This window comes from Streptomyces sp. NPDC058373, from assembly GCF_042723275.1.
GTDB lineage: Bacteria > Actinomycetota > Actinomycetes > Streptomycetales > Streptomycetaceae > Streptomyces.
The window spans coordinates 22,168-45,832 of the sequence record NZ_JBHXJE010000051.1; the positions used below are offsets into that span (position 1 = coordinate 22,168).

Genomic DNA, 23,665 nt, shown 5'->3' on the forward strand with positions numbered 1-23,665 from the left:
GGGGGCGTGTGGACCTCCGGCGCGCCCCGGTCGTGCTTACCGTCGCCGTGCCCGTCAGCCGCGGGCGACGGCGATCGAGCCGCCGAGCCGCTCGCCCGCCTCGTAGACCATGTACGGCACGCCCCGGTCGGTGCCGAAGCTGGGGGAGGCGGCGCGGCCGTTCTCCGGGGCGGCACTGGAGGAGTCATAGAAGACGCCGAGGTGCTCGCGGCGGGAGAAGTCGTTGCCGACCTCGCTGATCAGCATGTTCCCGCCGTTCTCCTTACCGGTGTGGTAGACGACGTACGCGCTGCCTCCCCGGGTCAGCAGGTGGGGGCCGCTGAGGTTGTTCACGCCGACGTCCGAGTGACGGATCAGCGGCTGCTGGGCGAAGGTCCAGGCGCGGCCGTCCGCGGACCAGCCCCAGCCGATGTCCCGGTGGTTCGACTGGTTGTTGACCATGAACAGCATCACGTACCGGGCGCCGCGCGCGGGCAGATCGTGGCGGAAGACGCGGGCGTAGGAGGTCTCGTTGGTGCCTGCGGGCAGCATGTCCTTGGTGAGGACCGTTCGGTCGTAGGTGAAGGTGATGCCGTCCTTGGAGCGGGCGAGGCGGGTCGTGTGGTTCTCGCCGTGGAAGTAGAGCCACATCTCGCGCACGTCCTCGTTCCACAGGACGTGCGGCGAGGAGACGTGGCTGACCTTGTAGTGGGGTTGCCAGTCGTTCGCGACCAGCGGGTTGGCGTGGTACTCGGTGAACGGCCCCTCCAGCGAGTCGCCGTAGGCCAGGCAGATGCCGCCGGGCGCGTCGTGCGGCGCGTAGTAGAGGTAGTAGCGCCCCAGAGGGGAGGAGAGCCGGTCGTAGACGCCCCGGATGCACGGGAAGATGATCTCGCCCGTCGGGTTGTACCTCAGCTGCGAGGGGGTGAGGAGCGGCTTGAGGTGGCGGTAGTCCGGGAAGCCGCCGGGGGCCGCGGCGGCGCTGCCCGCCCAGGCGCCGCTCACGCCGAGCCCGGCGGCGGCCGCCGTCCCGGCCATCGCGCCGCGCAGGAAGATGCGGCGGCTGGGCCGGCCTGAGCCGTCCGGGGTGTTCTCGTGCTGTGTCATGTCCTTCTCCGTCCCGAAGAGGTCAACGTTCACAGGTAGGTGGCGGCGGTGACGCAGAGTCCGCCGAGGGCGACAGCCCACACGTAGGGCAGGGTCCGCAGCATCACCTGCTGCGGGGTGGTTCCTGCGTACTGCGCGCTCCACACGGTCTGGGTGCTGGTGGGGTCGGCGACGCCGAACACCTGGTTGTAGGAGGTGGCGAGGCCGAGGACCGCGACGGCCGGGTAGATGCCGGCGGCGATGAGGACACCGGCGATGCCCGCGCCGAGCCCGTAGACGTTCAGCGGTCCCCGGTAGAGGCAGAGCGGTACGAGCAGGGTGAAGACCAGGACGAACAGCACCGGGTTCTGCGGGCTGACGGCCTTCACCAGCGGCTCCAGCGACTCGACCGCGCCGGGCAGCTTCACCGCGGCGAGCAGGATGCCGATGGCGATGAACAGGACGATCGGAGCGGCCGCGACCTCGAAGGAGCCGTACAGCGTGCGCAGCAGCCGCTTGTTCATGTCGCGCGGCCGCGTCGTCGTGACCAGCGCGAACAGCACGCCTGCCAGCATCGAGGGCAGGATCGCCACCTCGAAGCCGAGGGCGAGGACCAGCGGTACGACCGGCGTGAGCAGCGCGTACCAGGGCGCGTCGCCGAGCTGTTCACGGCGCGAGGCGGGCTTCGCGGAGGCCGACTTGAGGGACCAGGCATGTTCGACGCCGCGCCTGCGGGTCTCGACGAGCACGAAGAGGACGGCGGCGGCCAGCGCGAACGGGAAGAGCTTCAGCATGAACCCGCGCACCGTCGGCACGGGCAGTTCGAGCGCGGTGGAGAAGAACTGCCAGATGGGCAGTTCGAACGGCATGCCGGCGGCGATGCCCATCAGGATCGTCCCGGCGGCGGTCACCTTGGGGATGCCGACGGCGATCATGGCGGGGATGCCGATGATGCCGGCGAGCATCGCGGCGGGCGCGGACCCGGTGACCGTACCGACGAGGGTGGAGACCGCGAGGACGCCGAGGGCGACCACGACCGGACGGTCACCGCCGAACTCCACGATCTTGCGCACCAGCGTGCCCGCGATGCCGGTCTCGTCCAGCAGCCGCCCCAGCCAGGAGCCGAGCAGGATCGCGATCATCGTGGCGGCCAGGGCCGGCGCGCCCTCCTGGAGGACCGTGTCCAGGACGCTGTTCTCACCGGTCAGCGGTGCGCCGGCGACGAAGGCGATGACGACGCCGAGGACGACGAGCGCGAAGGCGGTGGGCAGTTTACGGGTGAGCATCGCGGCGACACCGGCCGCCATGACGAGAAGGATGACGACGCCCATGGCGTTACTTCTTTCTTCCGTGCGGAGATCCCTGCGGGCGGCCGTGCCGCGGTTCGACGGCGAGGGCCAGGGCCGCCGTCAGCAGCAGGGGGCTGCGGCCAAGGCCGCAGACCGTGCGGGCGTGGCCGTGGGCGGCGATCTCGTCGGCACCCGCGACGTGGCCGTGGACCGTGTGGCACCCGGCGCGCAGCACCACGTGGCCCAGGGCGTTCTTGAGTGACTTCTTCGCCGGGCCGTGGTGCAGCCGTTCGTGCACCGCTTCGTGCGCGATCGCCGCCGCCCGCACCGACCCGGCCGGGTACCAGTGCCGCCACCCGAGCCGGTCGATCAGCTCCTCGGCCAGGGCCAGGGTGTCGGTGAACAGCTCGACGGTGGGCATCGGCCGTGAGGAGTAACGGGCCAGCAGCCCCCGCGCCAGCCCGTCGTCGCTCTCCACGACCCGGGCCGTCGCGGCCACCGGCGGCAGAGACGCGCCGAACGCGTCGGCCGTACGCGCCCAGCGGCGCAGCAGCTCCGCGTCACGTCCTCCGTGCGTGGGCGTGTTCGCGAGCAGCCGTACGCCGAACTCGACGTCGTCGCCCGCCGCCAGCTCCCGGGCTGCCGCCAGGCCCGCCCGGTCCAGCATGACCGCGCTCATGCGCGCACCTCCACCACGGCGACGGCCGGCTCGTCCGCGGCGCGAGCGCGCAACTCGCTCCGGGCCAGCGCCAGCAGCGGGTCCGGGTCGAGCACGCCGGACAGGTCGGCGATGCGCGAGCCGAGCAGCAGCCGCAGTGCCGGGGCACGGACACCGCCGTCCCCGTACGACGTGGCTTCCTTGACCAGCCGCGCCAGAGTCTCCGGCGCCTGGCCGACGGTGGTCGTCGCGACCCGGGCGTCCGGCGCGTGCAGCCGGACCACGCCGTCGGCGTCCACGACCCGCACCGGGTGCCGGTCCGCGCTGAACCGGCGGTGCACCTCCGTCCCGTACACCGTGTGCGCGGGCGTGCCCGCGAGGACGCGTACGGCGGCGGGGTCGGTGCGCAGGCTCTCGGCGGCGGCTCGCAGCCGGTCCGCCTCGTCGGCCCGGTGGGCGCGGTCCTGGGTGCGCAGTTCGGTGGCGCCGGTCGCCACCGCCCGGACGGTGTGGGTCTGCGGGTCGACCGTGACCTCCACCTCCACCCCCTCGGCGGCGGCCCCCTGCGCGATGACGGCGGCCTCCGCCTCCGCCCGTACGGCGAGGATCTGCTCCTGGCCCGCGCCGGGGACGATGCGTTCGACCTGTTCCCGGATGAGGGCCAGGGCCACGCCGATGGGGCTGATCACCTCGTTGTGGCGGGCGATCCTGCCCTGCAGGCCGGTGACGGCCGCGAGGTGCGGGGTCACCGTGGCCGCGCCGCCGCCCCCGCCGACGAGGAGCGCGGTGTCCTTGTCGAGGCGGTAGTCGCGCATCATCTCCTCGGCCACCGAACGCACCTGGCCGGTGCCCGCGTCCAGCAGCTTCGTCGCCGCCGTGGCGACGTCGGTGTCCAGCGCGGCGGCCAGCGGGGCGAGCGCCGCCTCGGCGACCGCCGGGTCGCAGCGGGCGAAGTCCCCCTCGGGCACCCGGCCCAGCGCGTTCGCCGCGCAGGTCATGGTGATCGCGAAGCGGCCCCCGGCGGCGTCGAGCACCGCGTAGTCGGCCGGGTCGTCCGCCATCGGCCGGATCGTGGTCAGCCGCGCGTCACGCAGTTCCTCCAGCTCCGCGAAGCAGGCATAGGGGAGCCCCGCGATGTGCGCGCTGCGCGGCCCCACACCGACGACCTTCCGGCCGTCGACGCGGACCATCGAACCGCCGCCGACCCCGACGGTCCGCACGTCGAGCGCCGAGAGGTACGAGGGGCGGCCCAGCATGGTCGCGTGCCGGACGGCGACCTTGCCGCGCCGGACGACGCTGATGTCGGTGGAGGTGCCGCCGGTCTCCAGGAAGAGGCCCTCGCTGACGCGTTCCTGCATCAGGGCCCCGGCGACACCCGCCGCCGGGCCGGAGAGCACCGTCAGCAGCGGTCTGCGGCGCATCTCGTCCAGCGACATCACGCCGCCGTCGCAGCGCATCACCATCAACGGGGCGCTCACGCCCGCCTTGGTGATGGAGGCGTCGACCAGGTCGGCGGTGGCGAGCATGCGCGGCAGGATCGCCGCGTTGACGACGGCGGTCCGGGTGCGTTTGTGGAGCCCGTACAGCGAGGTGATGTCGTGCGCGGCCGTCGTCGGCAGGCCCCGGGCCTCGGCGGCGGCCGTGACCGCGTCCTCCCCTTCGGGCCGGTCGACACTGAACGGCTGGCTGGCGACGACGACTTGAGCGCCCTCCTGGGTGACCTCGTCGAGCGCCGCTGCCACGGCGGCCGTGTCGTCCGGGTCGTCCACGTGCCCGTAGGCGAGCGGCAGCCGCTTACCGGGCGTCAGTTCCAGCTTGCGGAAGGCGGCCAGCCTGCGGGTCAGCGCACCGCCGGGACCGGTGCCGATGCCGATCAGCCCGACGGTGGCGACATCGCCCTCCAACAGGGCGTTGGTAGCCTGTGTGGTGCCGTGGGCGAGGAAGGTCACGTCCTCGGGTGTGTGGCCGGTCTGTTCCAGCAGGCGGTCGAGAGCTTCGACGATGCCGTGCGCGACGCCGTCCTCGTGGTGGTGGCTGGTCGGTACTTTCACCTGCCCCAGCAGGTCGAGGGACGTGGCGTCTACGGCCACGGCGTCGGTGAAGGTTCCGCCCACGTCGATGCCGACGCGGATGCGGTGGGTGTTCATGGCTGGGCACCTCCTTGTGCGGATGGCAGGGCGAGGGCGGTGGGTCCGGGTCTCGTGAGAGATCCGGACCCGGGCCGGGCGGGTACAGGTGGAGCTGTGCCCGCCCGGCGCTCCGCGACCGCCCCTGGGGGCCGTGCGGTGAAGCGGGGTGTTCCTGCGGTGCGGTCGGTCAGTAGCCGCGTACGTCCGGCCAGTGGCGCTGCACGCCGTCGCGGTCCAGCAGGGCGGCGAAGACGTCGAACCGCTTGTCCTCGGCCTGCACCTGACGCGGTTCGACGTTCTCGGCGACGCAGTGGGCGGCCAGGGCGCCGGCGACCTCGCCGATGTTCCATTCCACCGGGTGGAGCCGGTAGCAGCCGTTGGTGATGTGCGTCGTCCCGATGTTCTTCCCGGCCGGGAGCAGGTTGCGGACGCGGCGCGGGACGAGCGCGCCGAGCGGGATCTCGAAGGGCACCGAGCCGATGTCGACGTAGTTGTCGCCGCCGGTCGAGGGGTGCAGGTCGATGCGGTAGTTGCCGACGCCCACGGAGTCCCGGTACCGGGTGCCGCCGTACGGGCCCACGAGGTCGATCGAGACGTCGTGCTCGGTGACGGTGGTGACCGCCTTGATCCGGCGCGACTCCCGTACGTACGGGGCCTTGGCCAGGCCGTCCGCGGTGCCGGTGACGTCCGGGCGCAGCCGCAGGCCCGGAAAGCCCTGGCCGCCGTCGGGGCGGGGGGCCTCGGTCTGCAGCCAGTACAGGAGGGACAGGGAGAGCTGGCGGGCCCCGGCCAGCGCGGCGGCCGAGGTCTGCTCACCGCCGCCGATCAGCGGCTTCAGCCAGTAGTCGTTCAGCGGCCAGTTGACCAGCGTGATGTCGGAGTCGAACGCTCCGGGCCGGTGCAGCTTGCGGGCCAGGATGCGGCGGAACCCGAACAGCTCCTTGTCGCCGGCGTCCGCGGACTGGTCGGCGTCGACGTCCAGCGGGTCCAGTTCCGGGTTGGGGACGAAGGTGCGCGGCACGGCCTCCAGGCTGCGCGGGTCGGGGGCGAGGAAGCCGAGGAGCGGCCCCGGCCAGAAGTCCGGCTGGTAGGCCCGCCAGAAGTCGTAGTCGGCCGGGCGCTCGATGGTGTGGTCCTCACCCTCGTGGTGCGAGAGCGCGAAGCACACCGTGATGCCCTGCTGGTTGAGGGGCTGTGCCTCGTCGGGGGCGTGCGGCTCGCCGAACTCGCTCCGCGCCTCGGCGCCGGTCACGTGCTCCACCCCGGCCAGCTCCAGCAGTTCGCCGGTCTCGGTGGCGTCGACGACGTACCGCGGACGGAACGTGCGCCGGCCGCCGGACCGGATGTCCGCCACCGTCACGGACCGCACGGTGTCGTCGTCGCCCGCCTCGGCGGCGACCGGCCGGTGCTCGGTGAGCAGCGTCAGCAGACCGGCGGAACGGTACGGCGCGATCATGGCCTCCAGAACCGCGAGCGCCACCCGCGGCTCGTGGCAGAGCTTGCTGACCCGCCCCGCCCCCGGGTTGAGGTTGCGCAGAGCCAGAGCCTCGGAGCGCATCGGGTACCACTGCCGGTAGTAGTCCCGGACGGCCTCACGCAGCCTGCGGTACGAGGCGGTGGTGCCGAACTGCTCGACCCACGGGTGCTCGTCGGGCGGGACCGCCTGCGAGGTGAGCTGGCCGCCTATCCAGTCCGTCTCCTCGGTGAGGACGACGGTGCGTCCCGCGCGGCAGGCGGCGAGGGCGGCGGCCACGCCGCCGAGTCCGGCGCCCACGATGAGGATCTCGGGTTGGGATGTCACGGTTCTCCTTGAAGTGCTGTGAGTGCATGTCGGTGCGTCGCCCGTTCCCACCCGGGCGGAGCCGTGGGCGGTCAGGGGCGCGCGGGGGCCGGACCCGCCGTCGCCCCGGTACGGAAGGTGCAGGCCACCAGGGGTTCCGTCGCCTCCTCCCCGGCCACCAGCGCGGCGAGCAGCCGGACGGCGGCCGCGCCCAGCTGGGGCCGGGGAACGTCGAAACCGGTGGGGACCGGATCGACCGCCATGTCCGGCGGCGGGCTGCCGAGGAGGGCGAGCGAGGCGTCGCGGGGGCAGTCGACGCCCGCGGCGTGCGCGGCGTCGCGCAGGGCGCGCCAGGCGTCGCCGGTGTCGGTCTCCTCCGCGACGAACGCGGTCGCACCCTCGTCGAGCCAGCCGCGCAGCCGCTCGGCGGTCAGCTCGCGCCGGGGACCGGCGGACCGGAAGACGGCACCGGGGCCACCGGGCAGCCCCGCCTCCTCCAGCCCCTTGAGGAAGCCCTGCTCGCGGTCGGTGGACGCCGGGGCGTCGTCGTCCTCCCGTACGAGCACGATGTTCCGGTGCCCGAGTGCGGCGAGCCGTGCGACGACCGTCCGGCTGGCGCTGATGTAGTCCGCGCCGACCCAGGCCAGCCCCTCCAGCTCGTCCCGGCGCCCGAGATGGACGACGGGGAAGCCGTCGGCGACCAGCCTCAGCAGTTCGTCGGCGGGAGCGTGACGTCCCAGGAAGAGGCAACCGTCGGCCAGCCGCACCCGGTTGAGGGCATGGGGCCCGGCCGCACCGGCGCCGCCCGTGCTGGAACCGGTGAAGAGCACCAGGTCGTAGCCGCGGGTCGCCGCCTCCTGCTCCACGCCGACGAGGAAGGGGTAGTACGAGTGCTGCACGTCGGTGGGGAACGTCGAGGTGAAGCTGAACACCCCGAGCAGGTTGTTCCGCGCGGCGGCGAGCCGGCTGGCGGCCGGGTCCGGGACGTAGCCCAGGGCCCGCACCGCGTCGAGCACCTTCTGCCGCGTCTCCTCGGAGATCGCGGCGCCCTGCTTCCGGGCCCCCAGCACCAGCGAGACGGTCGCCTGCGAGACCCCGGCGAGCCGGGCCACCTCGGCTTGGCGCGGCCGTGACGTACGACCGCCGGGGGCGGGCGCCCGCCCCCGGCGAGCCCGCTTCCTGGCTTCTTCCACGGTGTTCCTCCGGATCGCTAATGCGTATTACTAATGCGCATTAGCGAGTACTGTGAACCCGCGTTCGACACCGGTCAAGAGATCGCGCACGACTTCTTTTCAGCCGCCGCCCAGCAGCCGCGGCCGGAAGGGCCTCTCCGGGTACGGCAACCTCCACCGGCGTCAGGCGGTCTTTACGGACAGCGTTTGCCAAGAGGCCGTCGGCGTCTTCGCGTCGGCGTTCGAAGAGGGGATGAGGACCGGGATGACGGACCGGAAGACCATGGTGACCTGGGTCGACGCACGGGAGAGGTTCCCGGAGGTCGGCGTGCCGGTCGCGGTGGCCGTCACTGGGCGGTACCCGGCGGAGGGCGGCGGTGACACGGCGTCGGGTGAGGAGTTCTGGCTGGTGAGGACGGTGTACTTCACCGACCGGTACCAGTCGGAGGACGGCGGTACCCACCACGACTGCTTCGTCGATTCCGACGGCGTCGTCAGCTTCCCCTACGCCCCCGACCGCAACAACAGCGTGACGCACTGGGCCGAACTGCCCACCCTGCCCGGCACGGAGACGCACTTCCTCGACGGGGAGGACGTGGGGCAGGCACTGCGCAGTGCCTGGGACACGCCCACCGGCGCCTGAACCGTACGGCCGGACGACCACGAGCGTGATCCCACCGGCCCGCGGCGATGGGTACGCGACCGACTTTCGTCGCGGGCCGCAGCGACGAAGGGCCACTGCGGCGGTCGGCGGGCGGGCCTAGCGTGGGCGTGTGACCCGTGTGGAATCCATGCCCCCCCGCAGCATCCGTACGCCCCGCGCCGCCGGTGAGGCCGCCCGTGGTGTCCCGGCCGGCCGCGCTGTGGCGGGCCCTGTCCGCCCCCGGGATGTGGTCTCCCCGGCGCATCGCGGGGGAAACGTCGCTGTCCCTGTTCCTGATGCTGGTGGCGGGCGGCGCCGAGGGTACGTGTGCTGATCCTGACGACGTGCGGCGAACGGCAGAACGTGCTGCGCGCCCTGAGCGGAGGCAGCGCGGGCTTCGTCCTGAAGGACTCGGCGCCCGCGGAACTCATGCGCGCCGTACGCGCGGCAGCGGCCGGCGAGGCGTACCTGGCACCTGGCGCCACCCGGCACGTCGTGGACTCCCCGGCGTCCGGCGGCACCGCGCAGCGCGAGGAACGGGCCCGCCGCCGACTGGAGAAACTGACGGACCGGGAGCGGGAAGTGCTGGCCCTGCTGGGGGAGGGCCTGTCGAACGCGGACGCAGGCCAGTGGATTCACATGAGCGAAGCCACGGTCAAGACCTATGTGAGCCGAGTACTCGCCAAGCTGGAATGCGAGAACCGGGTACAGGCGGCACTGCTGGCGAGGGACGCGGGTCTCGGAGGGTGAGCGCGTTCCGGCCTGGTGGCGGGTGACATCGCCCAGGCATGCTGCGCCGACGGCCGGGCCCTGAACTTTGACCGTCGTCCAGGCCACCCGCTCAGCGGCGGGACGCTCCGGCGCGCAGCCCGTCCATGACGAGGTCCAGCAGGCGGGTGGCCCGTGGCTGCCAGTTCTCCTGCGGGTCGATCTGCCACAGACCGGCGACGGCGAGGAAGAAGTCGTCGGGTGTCACACCGCGGCGGATGGTGCCCGCCTCCTCGTTGGCGCGCAGCAGGGTTCCGGCCGCGTCCATCACGGGCGTGGGGCCGGGTTTGGCGGGGGCGCCGGGTGTGCTGGTGACGAGCCGGATCGCGTCCGCGAGGCCGGCTTTGGTCAGGGCGAACCGGGCCAGGCGGTCCATCCACTCCCGCAGCGCCAATTCCGGCTCCCGGGTGGCGAGCAGGATGTCCGCCGCGTCGGCGACCTGCTGCATCTCGTGGCGGTAGACCTCCAGCACGAGCGCTTCGCGGTGCGGGAAATTGCGGTAGAACGTGCCCTGGCCGACGCCCGCCTTCCTGGCGATCGCGCTGAGGGGGGCGTCCGCGCGCCGGGTCAGTTCCGCCGCGGCCACCTGAAGGATGCGCGCGCGGTTGGCCCGGGCGTCCGAACGCCGGGGAGTGTCGTTGCTCGGTCCGGGCACACGTCCTCCTCGCGGGTTCCTGGCCGAATCCCGTCCTTGTTGAGCGGACAGCTGTCCGCTACGTTCGCCAGGGTGAGCGGACAGCTGTCCGGTTAGGTTCACCTTAGCGCCGTCTGTCGTCGGCCGTCACCCCACGCCCGTGCTCCCCAGCCCTGACTCCTGTCCTCGAACACCAGAGAAGGCTGATCATGGCCCCAGAACCGTCGCCGACATCCAGCGCGATCACCCTGCACATCAACGGCGAGAAGCACCGCCTGTCCGTCGACCACCGCACCACGCTCCTCGACGCCCTGCGCGAGCGCCTCGACCTCACCGGCACCAAGAAGGGCTGCGACCAAGGCCAGTGCGGCGCTTGCACGGTCCTGGTCGACCGGCGGCGCGTCGTCTCCTGCCTCACCCTCGCCGTCACCGCCCAGGAGCGCGAGGTCACCACCGTCGAGGGCCTGGCCGACGGCGACGACCTCCACCCCGTCCAGCAGGCGTTCCTCGACCTCGACGGCTACCAGTGCGGCTACTGCACCCCCGGGCAGATCTGCTCCGCCATCGCCCTCATCGAGGAACACGCGGCAGGCTGGCCGAGCGCCGTCACCCCCGACGTGGACCCCGGCACCACCCCCGCCCCCCTGTCGCCCGAGGAGATCCGCGAGCGGCTGAGCGGCAACCTGTGCCGCTGCGGCGCCTACGTCTCCATCGTCCAAGCCGTCGCCCACGCCGCCGAAACCCACGGCCGAAGCCCGGCGCGAACCACCGAAGAGGGGACCGCATGAGGGAGTTCGACTACCGCCGCGCCCACGACGTCCAGCACGCCCTCGCCCTGCTCGCCGCCGACCCGGACGCGCGGTTCCTCGGCGGTGGCACCAACCTCGTCGACCTGATGAAGACCGGCGTCGAGCGGCCCACTCGTCTCGTCGACGTCCGCGAACTCCCCCTGGACGGCATCGAGCCCACCACCGAAGGCGGCCTGCGCATCGGCGCGACCGTCACCAACAGCGACCTCGCCGCCCACCCCGAGATCCGCCGCCACCACCCCGCGCTGGCCCAGGCCGTGCTCGCCGGGGCGTCCGGGCAGCTGCGCAACATGGCCACGGTCGGCGGGAACCTGCTCCAGCGCACCCGCTGCGGCTACTTCACCGACGTCAGCCGGCCCTGCAACAAGCGGGTCCCCGGCAGCGGCTGCCCGGCCGTCGCCGGCGAGCACCACCAGCACGCCGTCCTCGGCGCCTCCGACCACTGTGTGGCCGTCCACCCCTCCGACATGGGCGTCGCCCTGACCGCGCTGGACGCCGTCGTCGCGTACGAGACGGGGGAGGGGCCGGGAGAGAAGCCGATCACCGATTTCTACCTCCCCGTGGGCGACACCCCGCACCGCGAGACCGCCCTTCCACCCGGCGCGCTGATCACCCACCTCGTTCTTCCGCCTCCGCCCGCCGGCGCCCGCTCCCGTTACCGCAAGGTCCGCGAACGCGCCTCCTACGCCTTCGCCATCGGATCCGCCGCCGCCCGGCTCACCGTCGAGGACGGCCACGTCGCCGAAGCCCGACTGGCGCTGGGCGCCGTCGCGTCCCGGCCCTGGCGTGCCCACGCCGCCGAGGCCGTCCTGACCGGCGCACCGGCCGACGGCGCCACCTTCGCGGCGGCCGCCGACGCCGAGCTCGCGGCGGCCCGCCCGCTGCCCCGCAACGGATACAAGGTGCCCCTGATGCGCAACCTCGTCGTCTCCGTCCTGACCGAACTCGCCGAGGAGGCCACCCGGTGACGACCACCCCACCCGCCCGCAGGTCCGTCGGCACCGCCCGCACCCGCGTCGAAGGCCGCGACAAGGTCACCGGCGCCGCCCGCTACGCCGCCGAGATCCCCTTCACCGGCCTGGCCCACGGCTGGCTGGTGCTGTCCACGATCACCCGCGGCCGGATCCGCGACATCCGCACCGCCCCCGTACTCGACATGCCGGGCGTGCTCACCGTCCTGCACCACGGCAACGCCCCCCGGCTGCACACCGACTACGTCGGCCTGCTCGGCGTCCCGCCGGACCCCGCCGCCTGCGTCTTCCAGAACGATCGGGTGCCGTTCGCGGGCTGGCCGGTGGCCCTGGTCGTGGCCGAGACACCGGAGCAGGCGCGCGAGGCGGCCGAGGCCCTCGCGGTGACGTACGAGGAGGAGCCGCACGACACCGCACTCACCGCCGGCCACCGCGACGCGTACGTTCCCGACGGTGGGATGCCGACCGAGACCTCCAAGGGAGATTTGGAGGCGCAACTCGCCACGTCCCCCGTCGTCGTGGACGAGGAGTACACCACTCCCGAGGAACAGCACAGCATGATGGAGCCCCACGCGGCGACCGCCCGGTGGGACGGCGGCCGCCTGGAAGTCGTCGACTCCAACCAGGGGGCGGGCTGGGTCCAGGGCGAACTGGCCACCCTGTTCTCCCTCGACCCTTCCACCGTGCGCGTCCGGTCCGAACACATCGGCGGCGGCTTCGGCAGCAAGGGCCTGCGCGCCCACCAGGTCAGCGCCGTGATGGCCGCCACCGCTCTGGACCGGCCGGTGCGCGTGGTCATGTCCCGCCGCCAGCTGTTCTCACTGGCCGGCTACCGCAGCCCCACCGTCCAGCGCGTACGCCTCGGCGCCGACCCGGACGGGCGGCTGAGGGCCTTGGAACACCGCTCCCTCAACCAGACCTCCCAGGTGTACGAGTTCGTGGAGCCCAGCGCGGGCGTGGCCCGCGTGATGTATGACGCGCCCGCACACCGCACCGCCCACCACCTGGTACGCCTCGACGTCCCCTCTCCGACCTGGATGCGCGCACCGGGGGAGGCCCCGGGGTCGTTCGCCATCGAGGTGGCCCTGGACGAACTGGCCGAGCGCACCGGGACCGACCCGATCGAGCTGCGCCTACGCAACGAACCGGACGTCGGCCCCGTCTCCGGGCTCCCCTTCAGCAGCCGGAACCTGGCCGCCTGCTTCCGCGAGGGCGCCCGCCGTTTCGGCTGGCCGGACCGCGACCCCCGCCCCGGCCTGCGACGTGAGGGCCACTGGCTCCTGGGCACCGGCACCGCGGCCGCCTCCTTCGGCGCGGGCGCCGCCCCCTCCACCGCACAGATCACCGCCGAAGCCGACGGCTCCTTCACCGTACGGATCGCCGCCGCCGACATCGGGACCGGAGCCCGTACCGCTCTCACCCTGATCGCGGCGGACGCCCTGGAAACCACACCCGAACGCGTCCGCGTCCGGATCGGCGACAGCGATTTCGGCCCGGCGATGATCGCGGGCGGCTCGATGGGCACCCGCTCCTGGGCCTGGGCCGTCACCACCGCCGCCCGCGAACTACGCGAACGCCTGATCCCCGGCGCGGCTCTCCCCTCGGACGGCATCACGGTACGTTCCGACACCACCGAGGCCCTGAGGACGCTGACCCGGAAGGAACGGCACTCTTTCGGAGCGCAGTTCGCCGAGGTCGCCGTCGACACCACCACCGGCGAGATCCGGGTACGCCGCATGCTGGGCATCTTCGCGGCCGGCCGCATCGTCAACCCCCTCACCGCCCGCAACCAACTCCTCGGCGGAATGACCTGGGGCATCTCCATGGCCCTGCACGAGGAGGCCGTCCGCGACCACCACACCGGCGCCCACTACGCCCCGGACCTCGCCGGATACCACGTGGCCACCCACGCCGACGTCCCCCACATCGAGGCGGACTGGGTGGACGACCACGACCCGGACGACCCGGTCGGTATCAAGGGCATCGGCGAAATCGGCATCGTCGGCGCGGCAGCGGCCATCACCAACGCCGTCTGGCACGCCACCGGCACACGCCACCGCAACCTGCCCCTGCGCCCCGACCGCATCCTGACAGCGGCCCAGAAGGGGACGGGCGGACCCACAAGGGACGCTTGACGACATCGACTCCCGGCACCGTGAATGCCGATCCCCGGGAGTTCGCCGCACACCCCACCGCCTACTGACGGGCGGCTGTCGCGCGAACCGGCGGCCGCCCGCCGAATCGCCGCTACCCCGCATGCACCACGGATGGCGCAAACCCTCTGCCTGCCAGGTTCAGCAGCACACGGCCGAGTGCCCCCGGAGTTGGAGCGCCTGGCTGACCCGCCCCGGCAGCGGGGGCAACACCCTGCGCTACCCCGGGCTGTCGGTCTGCTCTGACAGAGCTCAGGCGCCGAGTTCGGGGCCGCGGTGACTTCAGAGGCAGGCAACGCCGAGGATCGATGAGGTGCTGCGCCGGGTGCGGTGAGAGCGGAGGCACGGGCGTAGGGATTCCGATGATCGCTCATCTCGCCAACCTACGGAGACCTCGGAGGAGGCTGACGGTGGGTTGAGGCCGAGGACGGCGGACACCTGCGGTGGTGTCAGTCCTGCCGCACCCCGCCCCCCTCCACCTCGACCCGGAGCGGCAGCAGGCGGGGCACGGCCCGGACGTAGATCACCATGCCGATCACCTCGACCAGGGTCTGGGTGACCACGACCACCGCGGCGACGGCCAGCGCGTCCGGCAGTGCCAGGGCGAGGGGCAGGACGACCAGGGAGTTGCGGGTCGCGCCGGTGAACACGAGTGCCCTCCCGGCGGGAGCGTCCAGGCGGAACAGGCGGGCGACGCCGAGTCCGGCGAACGCCATCACGGCGAGGAACGCGACGTAGAACGGTACGACGCGGCCGACGTCCCCCAGGCTGCCGGCGTCGCCGAGCTTCGGTACCTGGGAGGCGACCACGGTCAGCAGGACAGCGGCCATCAGCGGCACCATCGTCGTGCCCACCGCGGCGGCGACCTTCTGTCCGGCCGGGCGGCGGGCGGCCCACGCCTGGGTGAGCCAGGCCAGCGTGAGCGGGATGACGATCAGCACGACGAATGCCTCGACAAACGGTCCGGCCTCCACCACGTCGGCCAGGTCCGGGCCCATGAACAGGAACAGGTAGACCGGCAGCAGCACCATCTGGGCGAGGAGCAGCAACGGGGTGGCGGCGAGCAGACGTTCGCTGCTGCCACCGGCGAGCCCGCTGAAGACGATCACGTAGTCGACGCACGGGGCCAGGAGGACTAGCAGCACGCCGAGGCGGACCGCCTGGTCCTCCGGGAGGAAGGTGAACATCGCGGCGACCACCAGCGGCACCACGACGAAGTTCACCACCAGCGTCGCGGCCAGGAACCGGCCCGACCGCACCGAGCGGACCAGCTCAGCCGCCGGCACCTGGAGGAACGTCACGTACAGCAGGGCTGCCAGCACCGGGTTGATCGCGTGCTCCAGAACCGGACCCGCACCGGGCGCGGCCCAGCCCACCAGGCCCCCGGCGGCCAGGGCCCCCACATAGACGGCGACCTGGTGGCGTTCCATGGCTGCGACCAGGCCGGATGGTGTCGACAACGTACGTACTCCTTGCACAGGGATGATGATCTGAGTGATGGCCTGCGTGGTCACACCGCGGTGGTGAACAGCTCCGCGAGGAGGTCGGCGTCCTCGTCCGGGGCGCTGACTTCCAGATGCAGGACCGGGCCGTCGAAGTGGAGCCGGAAGTCCAGGGCGGGACAACACTCCTGCTCGGCGGCTGCGAGAGCGGCAACCGTGCCGACCCGAGCCGAGGGCAGGGTCAGCCGCACTCCGCCGGGAACCCTCGACCGGGTGGCGCCATTGAGCGCGTCCCGCCAGGCAGCCGTGCGCTCCCGTCGGCTCTCCCCAGTCAGCGAGCACGCCACCGACACCATGCTCTGCGGGTCCTGTCCAGCCGAGTGGCGGGACAACGTGAGGGGCACACCCGCCGACCGGACCACGCCGGTGGACGGTGAACGGGCGAGGAAATGGCACCCGGGGTCGCACCGCCCTGCACGGTCGGGTAAGGCATCCAGGTGCTCCAGCGCGCGGTGGAGCGACGCGGTGAACGCCGCCAGCTCCGCCGTCCGGTGTTCGGCGTCTGCGATCCGCTCGGCGACCCGGGGCCGCAGATCCGCCCGAACGTCCCTGCACGCGGCGGTCTCCCAGACTGTGAGAAGCTCACTGATCTCCTCCAGCGGCAGCCCGAGATGCTTCGCCGCGCCGATGAAAGCCAGGCGCTGCACCGCACTCTCGCCGTACATCCGGTAACCCGCAGGGGTCCGCTCCGCGGGCAGCAGCCCGGCGCCTTCGTAGAAGCGCAGGGTGGTGGCCGGGACGCCGCTGCGCGCGGCGAGCTGGGAGATCCGCATCGTGCTCACGCCGCCGACCGTAAACCGTCGACCTGACTCGAAGGTCAAGCACCCCCGCAGGTGACGCGCGCAGGCCATCCGCACGACACCTGGGGGCAGCGCCCCGGTGCGGCGTAGGAGCCGGTTCGATCCACCGCAGGTGCAGGGCAGTGCCGCGGAGCCGCCGCAGATCCGGGGTTCCGTGTCCAGGTGCGGTCGAGGACGACATTGGCGGTATCTCAGGCCTTGGGACGGCTGCACGTCCTGTTCCGCCTGGAGACGTCCGAGCCGTTCACCCCCAGGGACATCTGGCGTGACCTTCAGGCCGAGGGCATCCGGTCGGCGAAGAACTCCGCGGAACTCGTCGGGCGGGATGCCGTGTACGCGGCGTTCAACCGGATCATCGACGCCCGGTTCCTCCGTCGTACGAGCGAGGGCGGCGGGCCCGGCCGGCTCGGCCGGACCCGCTATGAGCTGTACCGCCAGCCCGCCTACAACCCGGACACGCCGCCCTCGGAGCCCTGGTACCCCACCGAGGACATCTGGCCCGGGTCCTCGATCCGCTCGCGTTGGGTCGGGTCAAACGTGGTGAGCCGGATTCGCGAGCACCCGTGACGCGCTCGTTCACCTTCTGGACACCGTGAGTGCTCCCGTAATACACCCACAATTCTCATGGGCTCCTCATGTGCGGTTGATTGCGTCTCTTCTGGCCGGCTGGTCCGGACCGTACGACGAGGAGGCGCAGGGTGTCACAAGCCGCAGGAGCAGAAGAGGACGGGCAGCCGCTGCACGTGGCCAGCAGACTGCACGCGTTCAACCGGTTCGAGCTGAAGTATCTGGTGCCGGTCGAGCAGGCCGCTGAGATCCGGGATGAGCTGGGTGAGCGGATGGACCGCGATCTCAATAGCCCGGCGGGCGGCTACGGCGTGTGGAGCCTGTACTACGACACTCCTCAGCTGCGGTTCTACTGGGAGAAGATCGAAGGGCTGAAATTTCGCCGCAAACTGCGGATCCGTCACTACGGGGATCTCGACGGGGTCACCGACGAGTCGCCGGTGTGCGTGGAGATCAAGCAGCGGGTGAACCGGGTCACGCAGAAGCGGCGGATCACTCTGCCGTACGGGGTGGCGCGGAACTTGTGCGACGGCCGCGAGTTGGTCGACCACAGCATGAAGGAGAGCGCCTTCATCCAAGAGGTGCTCGACCTGATCGTACGGCTGAATCTGCGGCCCACCGCGATCACGGGTTACCAGCGTGAGGCCCTGGTGGGCAGGAATTCCGACACCGGGCTGCGGGTCACCTTCGACCGGCGTGTACGCGGCCGGGACCGGGACTTCCACTTCGGCACTCCCACCCCGGAGAACCGGTTCACCATCCCGCCGCACATGTCGGTGATGGAGATCAAGGTGAACGAGCGCACCCCTCACTGGATCACCGACCTGGCCGCCCGGCGGAACCTCAACCTGGTCCGGATTTCCAAGTACGTGCAGTCCGTCGAGGCATTCGGCCTCGCGCCGCGCTCGGTCTTCCACATCAACGAGGCGGACTGCCCGCCCGCCCCCATCGAGCAGCAGCCGCACACGCTGCTGAAAGCAGGAGCACAGTGAATTTCGATCTGCAGGAACTCAGCGGGACGTTCAGCGTCGCCGATGTCGTGGTGGCGATGGCGCTGTCGTTCATCCTGAGCACGGTGATCGGCTACACCTACCGGTACACGCACCGCAACGTGTCCTACAGCCAGTCCTACGTCCAGACCCTCGTGATCGTCGGCATGGTCGTCGCGTTGATCATGCTGGTGGTCGGCTCCAACCTGGCACGGGCGTTCTCCCTGGTCGGCGCGTTGTCGGTGGTCCGGTTCCGTAACGCGGTCAAGGAGACGCGGGACGTCGGCTTCATCTTTTTGACCATGGCGATCGGCATGGCCTGCGGTGCCCGCTTCTACACGCTGGCTGTGGCCGGCGCCATCGTGGTCTGCGTCGTCATCCTGGTCATGTTCAAGTTCAACTGGTTCGCCCTGAACGTGCAGCGGCAGGTCGTCAAGGTCCAGGTGCCGCCGGGCGAGGACTACGGTCCGGCGATCAGCGACGTGCTGATCAAGTACACGACCGAGTATGAGCTGGTGAGCACCGAGACGATCCGCGGCGGCGCGCTGAACGAGGTGTTCTACACGGTGCGGATGAAGAAGGGGACCGAGCCCGGTGACCTGGTGGCGGCGCTGCAGGAGCGTACGTCCGGGCAGCGGGTGACCGTCCTGACCGGTTACGACACCACGGACCTGTGATGAGCGGCGACACGCGGGACCCGGTGGTGGTACCGGTGCGCCGGCGGCGGCTGAAGGACCGGCTGCCGGTGCGGCTGCGCCACCACTGGAAGCCGGCCGGGGCGCTGTGCGCAGCACTCACGGTGGCGGTCTACTTCTTCGGCGACGCCCGTGTGTCGCCGTACGTGACCTCCTCCTCGCGGGTGGAGGCTGATGCCATCACCCAGAACATCGAAGGCACTGTCGGCCTGTACGACGCGTCGGTGTCCCACTCCATCCAGCTCACCTATGAGCAGACCGACTTCAACAAGATGATGAAGGAGTTCGAGGACGAGGGTACGAAGGACTACATCTCGGCCGACCTGACGATCGACGGCGTCCATCTGGAGGACGTCGGGATCCGTCTCAAGGGGAACTCCACCCTGATGTCCCTGCGGGGCAACGGCAAGGGCATGCCCGGTGGCGGCCGGAACATGCCCGGCAACGCCGGTGCCCAGCAGGGCGACCCGCCCGCTGCCGATCAGGGCACGGACGGGGGCCGGGACCGCGGCCAGAACACCGGCGGCGGTCCCGGCACCGCCGAGGAGCAACCCGGCCGGAAGACCGGGAACGGAGCGACCGGCGGCCCGCCCGCCGCCACCGCAGGCCAGGGCGGTACGGGCGGGGCTGCCAGTGGTGGCCAGGGCGACGCAGGCGGGGGCCCCGGTGGGATGGTTACGTACGACCTCTCCGAGAAGAAGCCCGAGGAGCTGCCCTGGCTGATCAAGATCGACGAGTATGTCGAAGGACGCGCCTACCAGAGTGAGAGGGAAATCTCCCTGCGCCCAGGCGCTGACGAGCAGGTGCCGTTGAACGAGGCGCTGTCGCTGTCGCTGACCAAGTCCTCCGGACAGCCTGCCGAGGCGTACAGCTTCACTTCGGTGCGGGTGAACAACCGGCCCGCAGTTTCCCGTCTGATGGTCGACAACCCGGACACCGAATATGCCGAGGCCATCGGCGACGGCAACGGGGTGGTGTACAAGGCGCGGGCCGGCGGAAGTTTCGAATATCGCGGGGATGACCCGTCCGACTACGAGACGTCCTTCCGCCAGCTCAACAAGGCAGGCAGCCAGGACCTGGAGCCGCTCATCAAGCTGATCAAGTGGGCGGACAAGGCTTCCGACGAAGAGTTCGAGGAGGAACTGCACCAGTACGTCGACGTCGACTCACTCGCCACGTACATCGCCACGCAGAACCTCCTGCTCAACTTCGACGACATCTCCGGTCCCGGCAAGAACTACATGCTCTATTACGACCTGGACACCAAGAAGTTCTCCGTCCTGGGGTGGGACTACAACCTCACCTTCTCCGGGGACGCAACCGCCGGCCCGGACGACAAGATCAGCATGGGCGGCGGCCGCGCGCCGGGTGGAGAAGGTCAGAACGGCAACGGCGCCCCTGAAGGCATGCCCCCGATGCCGGAGGGAATGCCGGAGGGAATGCCCGAGGGAATGCCTGAAGGAATGCCGGGTGGCGGGAACGGCGAAGGGGGCCGGGGCGGCTTCATGAGCGGGAACGCTCTGAAGGACCGGTTCCTGGAGTCCGACGCCTTCGACGCGGTCTACAAGGCGGCGTACAAGAAGGTCTACGCCAAGACCTTCGCCTCCGATAGGGCGGCTAAGGCCCTGGACACCATCGCGGGCCAGGCCCGCGAGGTGGCCGGTTCTTCCAAGGGGCTGGATGCCGCCGTGGAGAAGCTGCACACCACGGTGACCGAGCGCACCGCGGCGCTCGCGAAGAACAAGCAGGTCACCGGATGACCCCGGAGCCCGGGACAGCTGCCCCCCGGGTGTCCCGGGCTCCGGCTCCCTCTCACAGCCGGTGCCGCTACTCTCGCGCGGCACCACCCTCTACCCCAGTGAGCCGCACATGTCCCGCCCCGCCTCCGGGCCCGCTCCGGCCCAGCCCACCATCCTCGTGGTCGAGGACGACCCCAGTATCCGTACCCTGCTCACCACCGCCCTGGGGGCCGCCGGGTACGCCGTCGTCGTGGCTGTCACCGGCCAGGAGGCCATGTTCAGGGCAGGCGACAGGCAACCCGACCTGATCATCATGGACGTGATGCTGCCCGACGCCGACGGCTTCGACCTGACCCGGCAGCTGCGCGCGCAGGGCCTGTACACACCGGTGCTGTTCCTCACCGCCCGCACCGAGGTCGAGGACCGCATCATCGGCCTCAGCTCCGGCGGCGATGACTACGTCACCAAGCCCTTCCATGTCCAGGAAGTGCTGCTGCGCGTCCGCGCGATCCTGCGCCGCGCCGCAGCCCCGGCGGCTCCGTCCCGTACCCGGCCCCCGCTGCGCTACGCCGACCTCGTCCTGGACGAGGACGCGCACACCGTCCACCGCGCCGGCCTGCCGCTGCATCTGTCGCCGACCGAGTTCCGGCTGCTGGCCTGCCTGATGACACAAGCTGAGCGGGTGCTCGACAAGAGCGAGATCCTGCAGGAGGTGTGGCAGTACGACTTCGCCGGCGACACGAGAATCGTCGACACGTACATCAAGAACCTGCGCCGGAAAGTCGACGCCACGCCACCCGCCATGATCCACACCGTCCGAGGCGTCGGCTACTGCCTGCGCCTGACGAACAGCGGCAGCACCGAAACACCTCGCTCATGAGGAACCTCCCGAGGCCCCCGCGCTCGCTGCGGACCCGCCTCGTACTCATCGCCACCGTCCTGGCGACCTGCGCCGTGCTGCTGTGCCAGACCGCCGGACTCACCGTATTGCGCTCCTGGCTCACCGACCAGGTCGACGGCCGGCTCACCGGCTTCCGGCCGCCCACCCGCCTCTACGAGGACATAGCCGAGGGCCGTCGACTGCCCACGCCCAAGGACGACGGGGCCCTGCCCTCGGACTACCGCGTCTACTTCTACGACTCCGGCGGACGCCTGATGGACGCCTCCCTCGGCCTCACCGACGACCGAGGGCCTCGCCTCCCCACCCGCGCCGACGAGCTGGCCCTGCGCAACGACGAGCCCGTCACCGTCGAGGCCCGCGACGGCACAGGCAGCTGGCGTGTCGTCACCGACTCCGGTCCCGACGGCATGCGCGCCGTCATTTCCCTGCCCCTGGACACCGTCGACGGCGCGACCACCAAGCTGCTCTGGTTCAGCGCATCCCTCGGCGTGGTCGTCGCCGCCGGGGTCGCCGTGCTCGGCAACGCCGCCGTCCGCCTGGGCCTGCGCCCCCTCTCCCGAGTCGAGGCCACCGCACAGAAGATCACCGACGGCGACCTGGAGCTCCGGGTGCCCGACACCGATCCCACCACCGAGGTCGGCCGGCTGGGGCAGGCCCTGAACACCATGCTCGACCGGCTGCGTACGGCTCTGCACCGCACCGCTGCCTCGGAGCAGCAGATGCGCCGGTTCATGGCCGACGCCGGCCACGAACTGCGCACCCCGCTCACCGCCATCCAGGGGTTCGCCGAACTCCTCCACGACGACCCCCGCATGCCCGCCGAGCGGCGCACCGAGGCCCACGCGCTGATCGCCGCCAACGCCAACTGCATGAGCCGCCTGGTCGACGACCTCTTCCTGCTCGCCAAACTCGGCTACGCACCCGGGCCCCACCCCGAACCCGTGGACCTGCTCTCCCTGGCCGCCGACAGCATCACCAGCACGGCCGTACGCCACCCTGAGCGCACCATCACCCTTGAACCGCTCCGCACCGGTTCCGCCGACACCAGTGGCCAGGAACTCGACGTCGTCGAGGCCGTCGGCGACGCCCACCAGCTCGCTCAGGTCGTGTTCAACCTGCTGGACAACGCCTGCTCTCACACCCCCGCCTCCGCACGCGTCAACGTACGCGTCGGCACCGTCCGTACGAGCCCCGCCGCCGGAGGCGTCGACCGACCCGGCCGCACGAGTGCCACCCCTGCTCTTCTCCCCGGAACCGCCGCCGCGGTGATCGAGGTCGCCGATACCGGCCCCGGCCTCACCCCCGACGACGCCCAGCATGTCTTCGACCGCTTCTACCGCGCGGCCCCCACAGGGGCCGACGAGCCCGGCAGCGGCCTCGGACTCGCGATCGCCGCCGCGATCGCCGAAGCGCATCAGGGCCGCATGGAACTCGACACCCGGCCAGAAGCCGGATGCACCTTTCGCCTCCTTCTGCCCGTGCACTGAGGAAGCTCACCGATGAGACTGACGACCCTGCGCATCACCAGCACCCGCACCGCCGCCGCCCGACTGGACAACAACCGTCGTACACTCCTGCCCTTCTCCGACGTCGGCACCCTGCTCACCTACGAGGAATGGCAGGAGCACGCCGCCACGCCCGGAGAACTCCTCACTCCCACCCACGCCCCGACCGCCACCGGACCGCTCATCACGCGGCTCGCCACCTTCACGCAGGTGGAGGTGAACTACGCCACCCGCGCCAAGGAACTGAGCACGCCACCACCACCGGTACCCCGACTGCTGACCGTCCCCGTCGCCGCCCTCGCCGGTGACGGGGACGCCCTTCGGCTCACTCCCGCCCCGGACGTCCAGTGGGGTGTCGAACTCGGAGTCGTGATCGGCCGGTACACCTCCCGCGTCCCCAGGGCGAGAGCCCTACGAAGCGTCGCCGGATACACCCTCGTCAACACCATCGCCTCGATCGGCTGGCCAGCCATCGTCGCCATAGGCCCGCAACTCGTCACCCCCGACGAGCTACCCCCCGGCGCCCGCGGACTCACCCTGACCGCGACCCTCGACAACCGCCTGAGACAGAAGGCCAACACTTCCGACCTGCTATTCGACGTCGCCACCCTCATCGAACGCATCAGCGCCCGCACCACACTCATGCCGGGCGATCTGATCACCACCGGAACCCCCGCGGCGACAGGCACCGGCCAACTCCACGACGGAAGCAGCATCGCCGTCGCCATCAAAGGAATCGGTGAACTTCGCAACACCGTGATCCATTGACGTCGAACCGCTACCAAGAGTGCCGGCCCCCTAACAGCCGCTAACACAATGAGGTGGATCGCTCCTGCTGACCGTGTCCGCGTCAGGAGTTGGGCGTTGTCCGGGCATGGGGACTTCGCCGTGGATCG

General features: G+C 71.2%; 20 protein-coding genes and 1 pseudogene. 12 read left to right on the forward strand and 9 right to left on the reverse strand.

What is annotated here, in order from left to right:
• Positions 1-54 precede the first annotated feature (54 nt).
• From ACFWMZ_RS24005 to ACFWMZ_RS24030, 6 genes are all read right to left on the reverse strand, one after another.
• Positions 55-1,086 (reverse strand): hypothetical protein, encoded by a 1,032-nt coding sequence (locus tag ACFWMZ_RS24005; protein ID WP_383183196.1) that lies wholly within the window; start codon positions 1,084-1,086, stop codon positions 55-57.
• A 29-nt stretch (positions 1,087-1,115) separates the two neighbouring features.
• Positions 1,116-2,396, reverse strand: a complete 1,281-nt coding sequence (locus tag ACFWMZ_RS24010; RefSeq protein ID WP_383183194.1) for a TRAP transporter large permease subunit — start codon at positions 2,394-2,396, stop codon at positions 1,116-1,118.
• Positions 2,397-2,400: 4 nt separating this feature from the next.
• On the reverse strand, positions 2,401-3,033 hold the full coding sequence (locus tag ACFWMZ_RS24015; protein WP_383203963.1) for a hypothetical protein: 633 nt from the start codon (positions 3,031-3,033) through the stop codon (positions 2,401-2,403).
• Complete coding sequence (locus ACFWMZ_RS24020) at positions 3,030-5,159, reverse strand: hydantoinase/oxoprolinase family protein (RefSeq protein WP_383203966.1); 2,130 nt, start codon at positions 5,157-5,159, stop codon at positions 3,030-3,032. Before ACFWMZ_RS24020 ends, ACFWMZ_RS24015 begins: the two co-directional genes overlap by 4 nt.
• Before the next feature lie 169 nt (positions 5,160-5,328).
• On the reverse strand, positions 5,329-6,942 hold the full coding sequence (locus ACFWMZ_RS24025; RefSeq protein ID WP_383183188.1) for an FAD-dependent oxidoreductase: 1,614 nt from the start codon (positions 6,940-6,942) through the stop codon (positions 5,329-5,331).
• 71 nt (positions 6,943-7,013) lie between these two features.
• Complete coding sequence (locus ACFWMZ_RS24030) at positions 7,014-8,114, reverse strand: LacI family DNA-binding transcriptional regulator (protein WP_383203969.1); 1,101 nt, start codon at positions 8,112-8,114, stop codon at positions 7,014-7,016.
• Between the two features lie 244 nt (positions 8,115-8,358).
• Here ACFWMZ_RS24030 and ACFWMZ_RS24035 point away from each other — a divergent pair, with 244 nt between their 5' ends.
• Together ACFWMZ_RS24035 and ACFWMZ_RS24040 are read left to right on the forward strand one after the other, a co-directional pair.
• Positions 8,359-8,736 (forward strand): AQJ64_40280 family protein, encoded by a 378-nt coding sequence (locus tag ACFWMZ_RS24035; RefSeq protein WP_383203972.1) that lies wholly within the window; start codon positions 8,359-8,361, stop codon positions 8,734-8,736.
• A gap of 306 nt (positions 8,737-9,042) precedes the next feature.
• Positions 9,043-9,486, forward strand: a pseudogene (locus ACFWMZ_RS24040) (DNA-binding response regulator); the annotation flags it as partial.
• Between the two features lie 91 nt (positions 9,487-9,577).
• Here ACFWMZ_RS24040 and ACFWMZ_RS24045 read toward each other — a convergent pair.
• A complete protein-coding gene (locus ACFWMZ_RS24045; RefSeq protein WP_383183182.1) occupies positions 9,578-10,159 on the reverse strand; it encodes a TetR/AcrR family transcriptional regulator in 582 nt (193 codons plus the stop codon).
• A gap of 188 nt (positions 10,160-10,347) precedes the next feature.
• Between ACFWMZ_RS24045 and ACFWMZ_RS24050 the strand changes: the two genes are divergently transcribed.
• Genes ACFWMZ_RS24050 through ACFWMZ_RS24060 form a run of 3 tightly spaced genes read left to right on the forward strand, consistent with a single transcriptional unit; the run spans position 10,348 to position 14,053 of the window.
• Positions 10,348-10,926: a (2Fe-2S)-binding protein gene (locus ACFWMZ_RS24050; protein WP_383183180.1), complete on the forward strand. Its 579-nt coding sequence runs from the start codon at positions 10,348-10,350 to the stop codon at positions 10,924-10,926.
• A complete protein-coding gene (locus ACFWMZ_RS24055) occupies positions 10,923-11,915 on the forward strand; it encodes an FAD binding domain-containing protein (RefSeq protein ID WP_383203974.1) in 993 nt (330 codons plus the stop codon). The genes ACFWMZ_RS24050 and ACFWMZ_RS24055 overlap by 4 nt, the downstream gene beginning before the upstream one ends.
• Positions 11,912-14,053, forward strand: a complete 2,142-nt coding sequence (locus tag ACFWMZ_RS24060) for a xanthine dehydrogenase family protein molybdopterin-binding subunit (protein ID WP_383203977.1) — start codon at positions 11,912-11,914, stop codon at positions 14,051-14,053. The genes ACFWMZ_RS24055 and ACFWMZ_RS24060 overlap by 4 nt, the downstream gene beginning before the upstream one ends.
• Positions 14,054-14,520: 467 nt before the next feature.
• Here the strand turns inward: ACFWMZ_RS24060 and ACFWMZ_RS24065 are convergent, their stop codons facing one another.
• Both ACFWMZ_RS24065 and ACFWMZ_RS24070 read right to left on the reverse strand, forming a co-directional pair.
• Positions 14,521-15,501: an arsenic resistance protein gene (locus ACFWMZ_RS24065; RefSeq protein WP_383204000.1), complete on the reverse strand. Its 981-nt coding sequence runs from the start codon at positions 15,499-15,501 to the stop codon at positions 14,521-14,523.
• An 80-nt stretch (positions 15,502-15,581) separates the two neighbouring features.
• Entirely contained in the window at positions 15,582-16,355 is a 774-nt protein-coding gene (locus tag ACFWMZ_RS24070; protein ID WP_383203980.1) for a MerR family transcriptional regulator, read from the reverse strand.
• 198 nt (positions 16,356-16,553) lie between these two features.
• Here ACFWMZ_RS24070 and ACFWMZ_RS24075 point away from each other — a divergent pair, with 198 nt between their 5' ends.
• The 7 genes from ACFWMZ_RS24075 to ACFWMZ_RS24105 all read left to right on the forward strand — a co-directional run bounded on the left by ACFWMZ_RS24075 (position 16,554) and on the right by ACFWMZ_RS24105 (position 23,537).
• Positions 16,554-16,940 carry a hypothetical protein gene (locus tag ACFWMZ_RS24075; protein WP_383203983.1) on the forward strand — a complete coding sequence of 129 codons (387 nt, stop codon included), beginning with the start codon at positions 16,554-16,556 and terminating at the stop codon, positions 16,938-16,940.
• Positions 16,941-17,071: 131 nt separating this feature from the next.
• Entirely contained in the window at positions 17,072-17,932 is an 861-nt protein-coding gene (locus ACFWMZ_RS24080) for a polyphosphate polymerase domain-containing protein (protein ID WP_383183172.1), read from the forward strand.
• Entirely contained in the window at positions 17,929-18,606 is a 678-nt protein-coding gene (locus tag ACFWMZ_RS24085) for a DUF4956 domain-containing protein (protein WP_383203986.1), read from the forward strand. The genes ACFWMZ_RS24080 and ACFWMZ_RS24085 overlap by 4 nt, the downstream gene beginning before the upstream one ends.
• Positions 18,606-20,384 carry a CotH kinase family protein gene (locus ACFWMZ_RS24090; RefSeq protein WP_383203989.1) on the forward strand — a complete coding sequence of 593 codons (1,779 nt, stop codon included), beginning with the start codon at positions 18,606-18,608 and terminating at the stop codon, positions 20,382-20,384. The genes ACFWMZ_RS24085 and ACFWMZ_RS24090 overlap by 1 nt, the downstream gene beginning before the upstream one ends.
• A gap of 109 nt (positions 20,385-20,493) precedes the next feature.
• On the forward strand, positions 20,494-21,243 hold the full coding sequence (locus tag ACFWMZ_RS24095) for a response regulator transcription factor (protein ID WP_383183166.1): 750 nt from the start codon (positions 20,494-20,496) through the stop codon (positions 21,241-21,243).
• Positions 21,240-22,751, forward strand: coding sequence for an ATP-binding protein (locus tag ACFWMZ_RS24100; protein WP_383203991.1), 1,512 nt, complete (start codon positions 21,240-21,242; stop codon positions 22,749-22,751). Before ACFWMZ_RS24095 ends, ACFWMZ_RS24100 begins: the two co-directional genes overlap by 4 nt.
• A 12-nt stretch (positions 22,752-22,763) precedes the next feature.
• Positions 22,764-23,537, forward strand: coding sequence for a fumarylacetoacetate hydrolase family protein (locus tag ACFWMZ_RS24105; protein WP_383203994.1), 774 nt, complete (start codon positions 22,764-22,766; stop codon positions 23,535-23,537).
• The last annotated feature ends 128 nt before the right edge of the window (positions 23,538-23,665 follow it).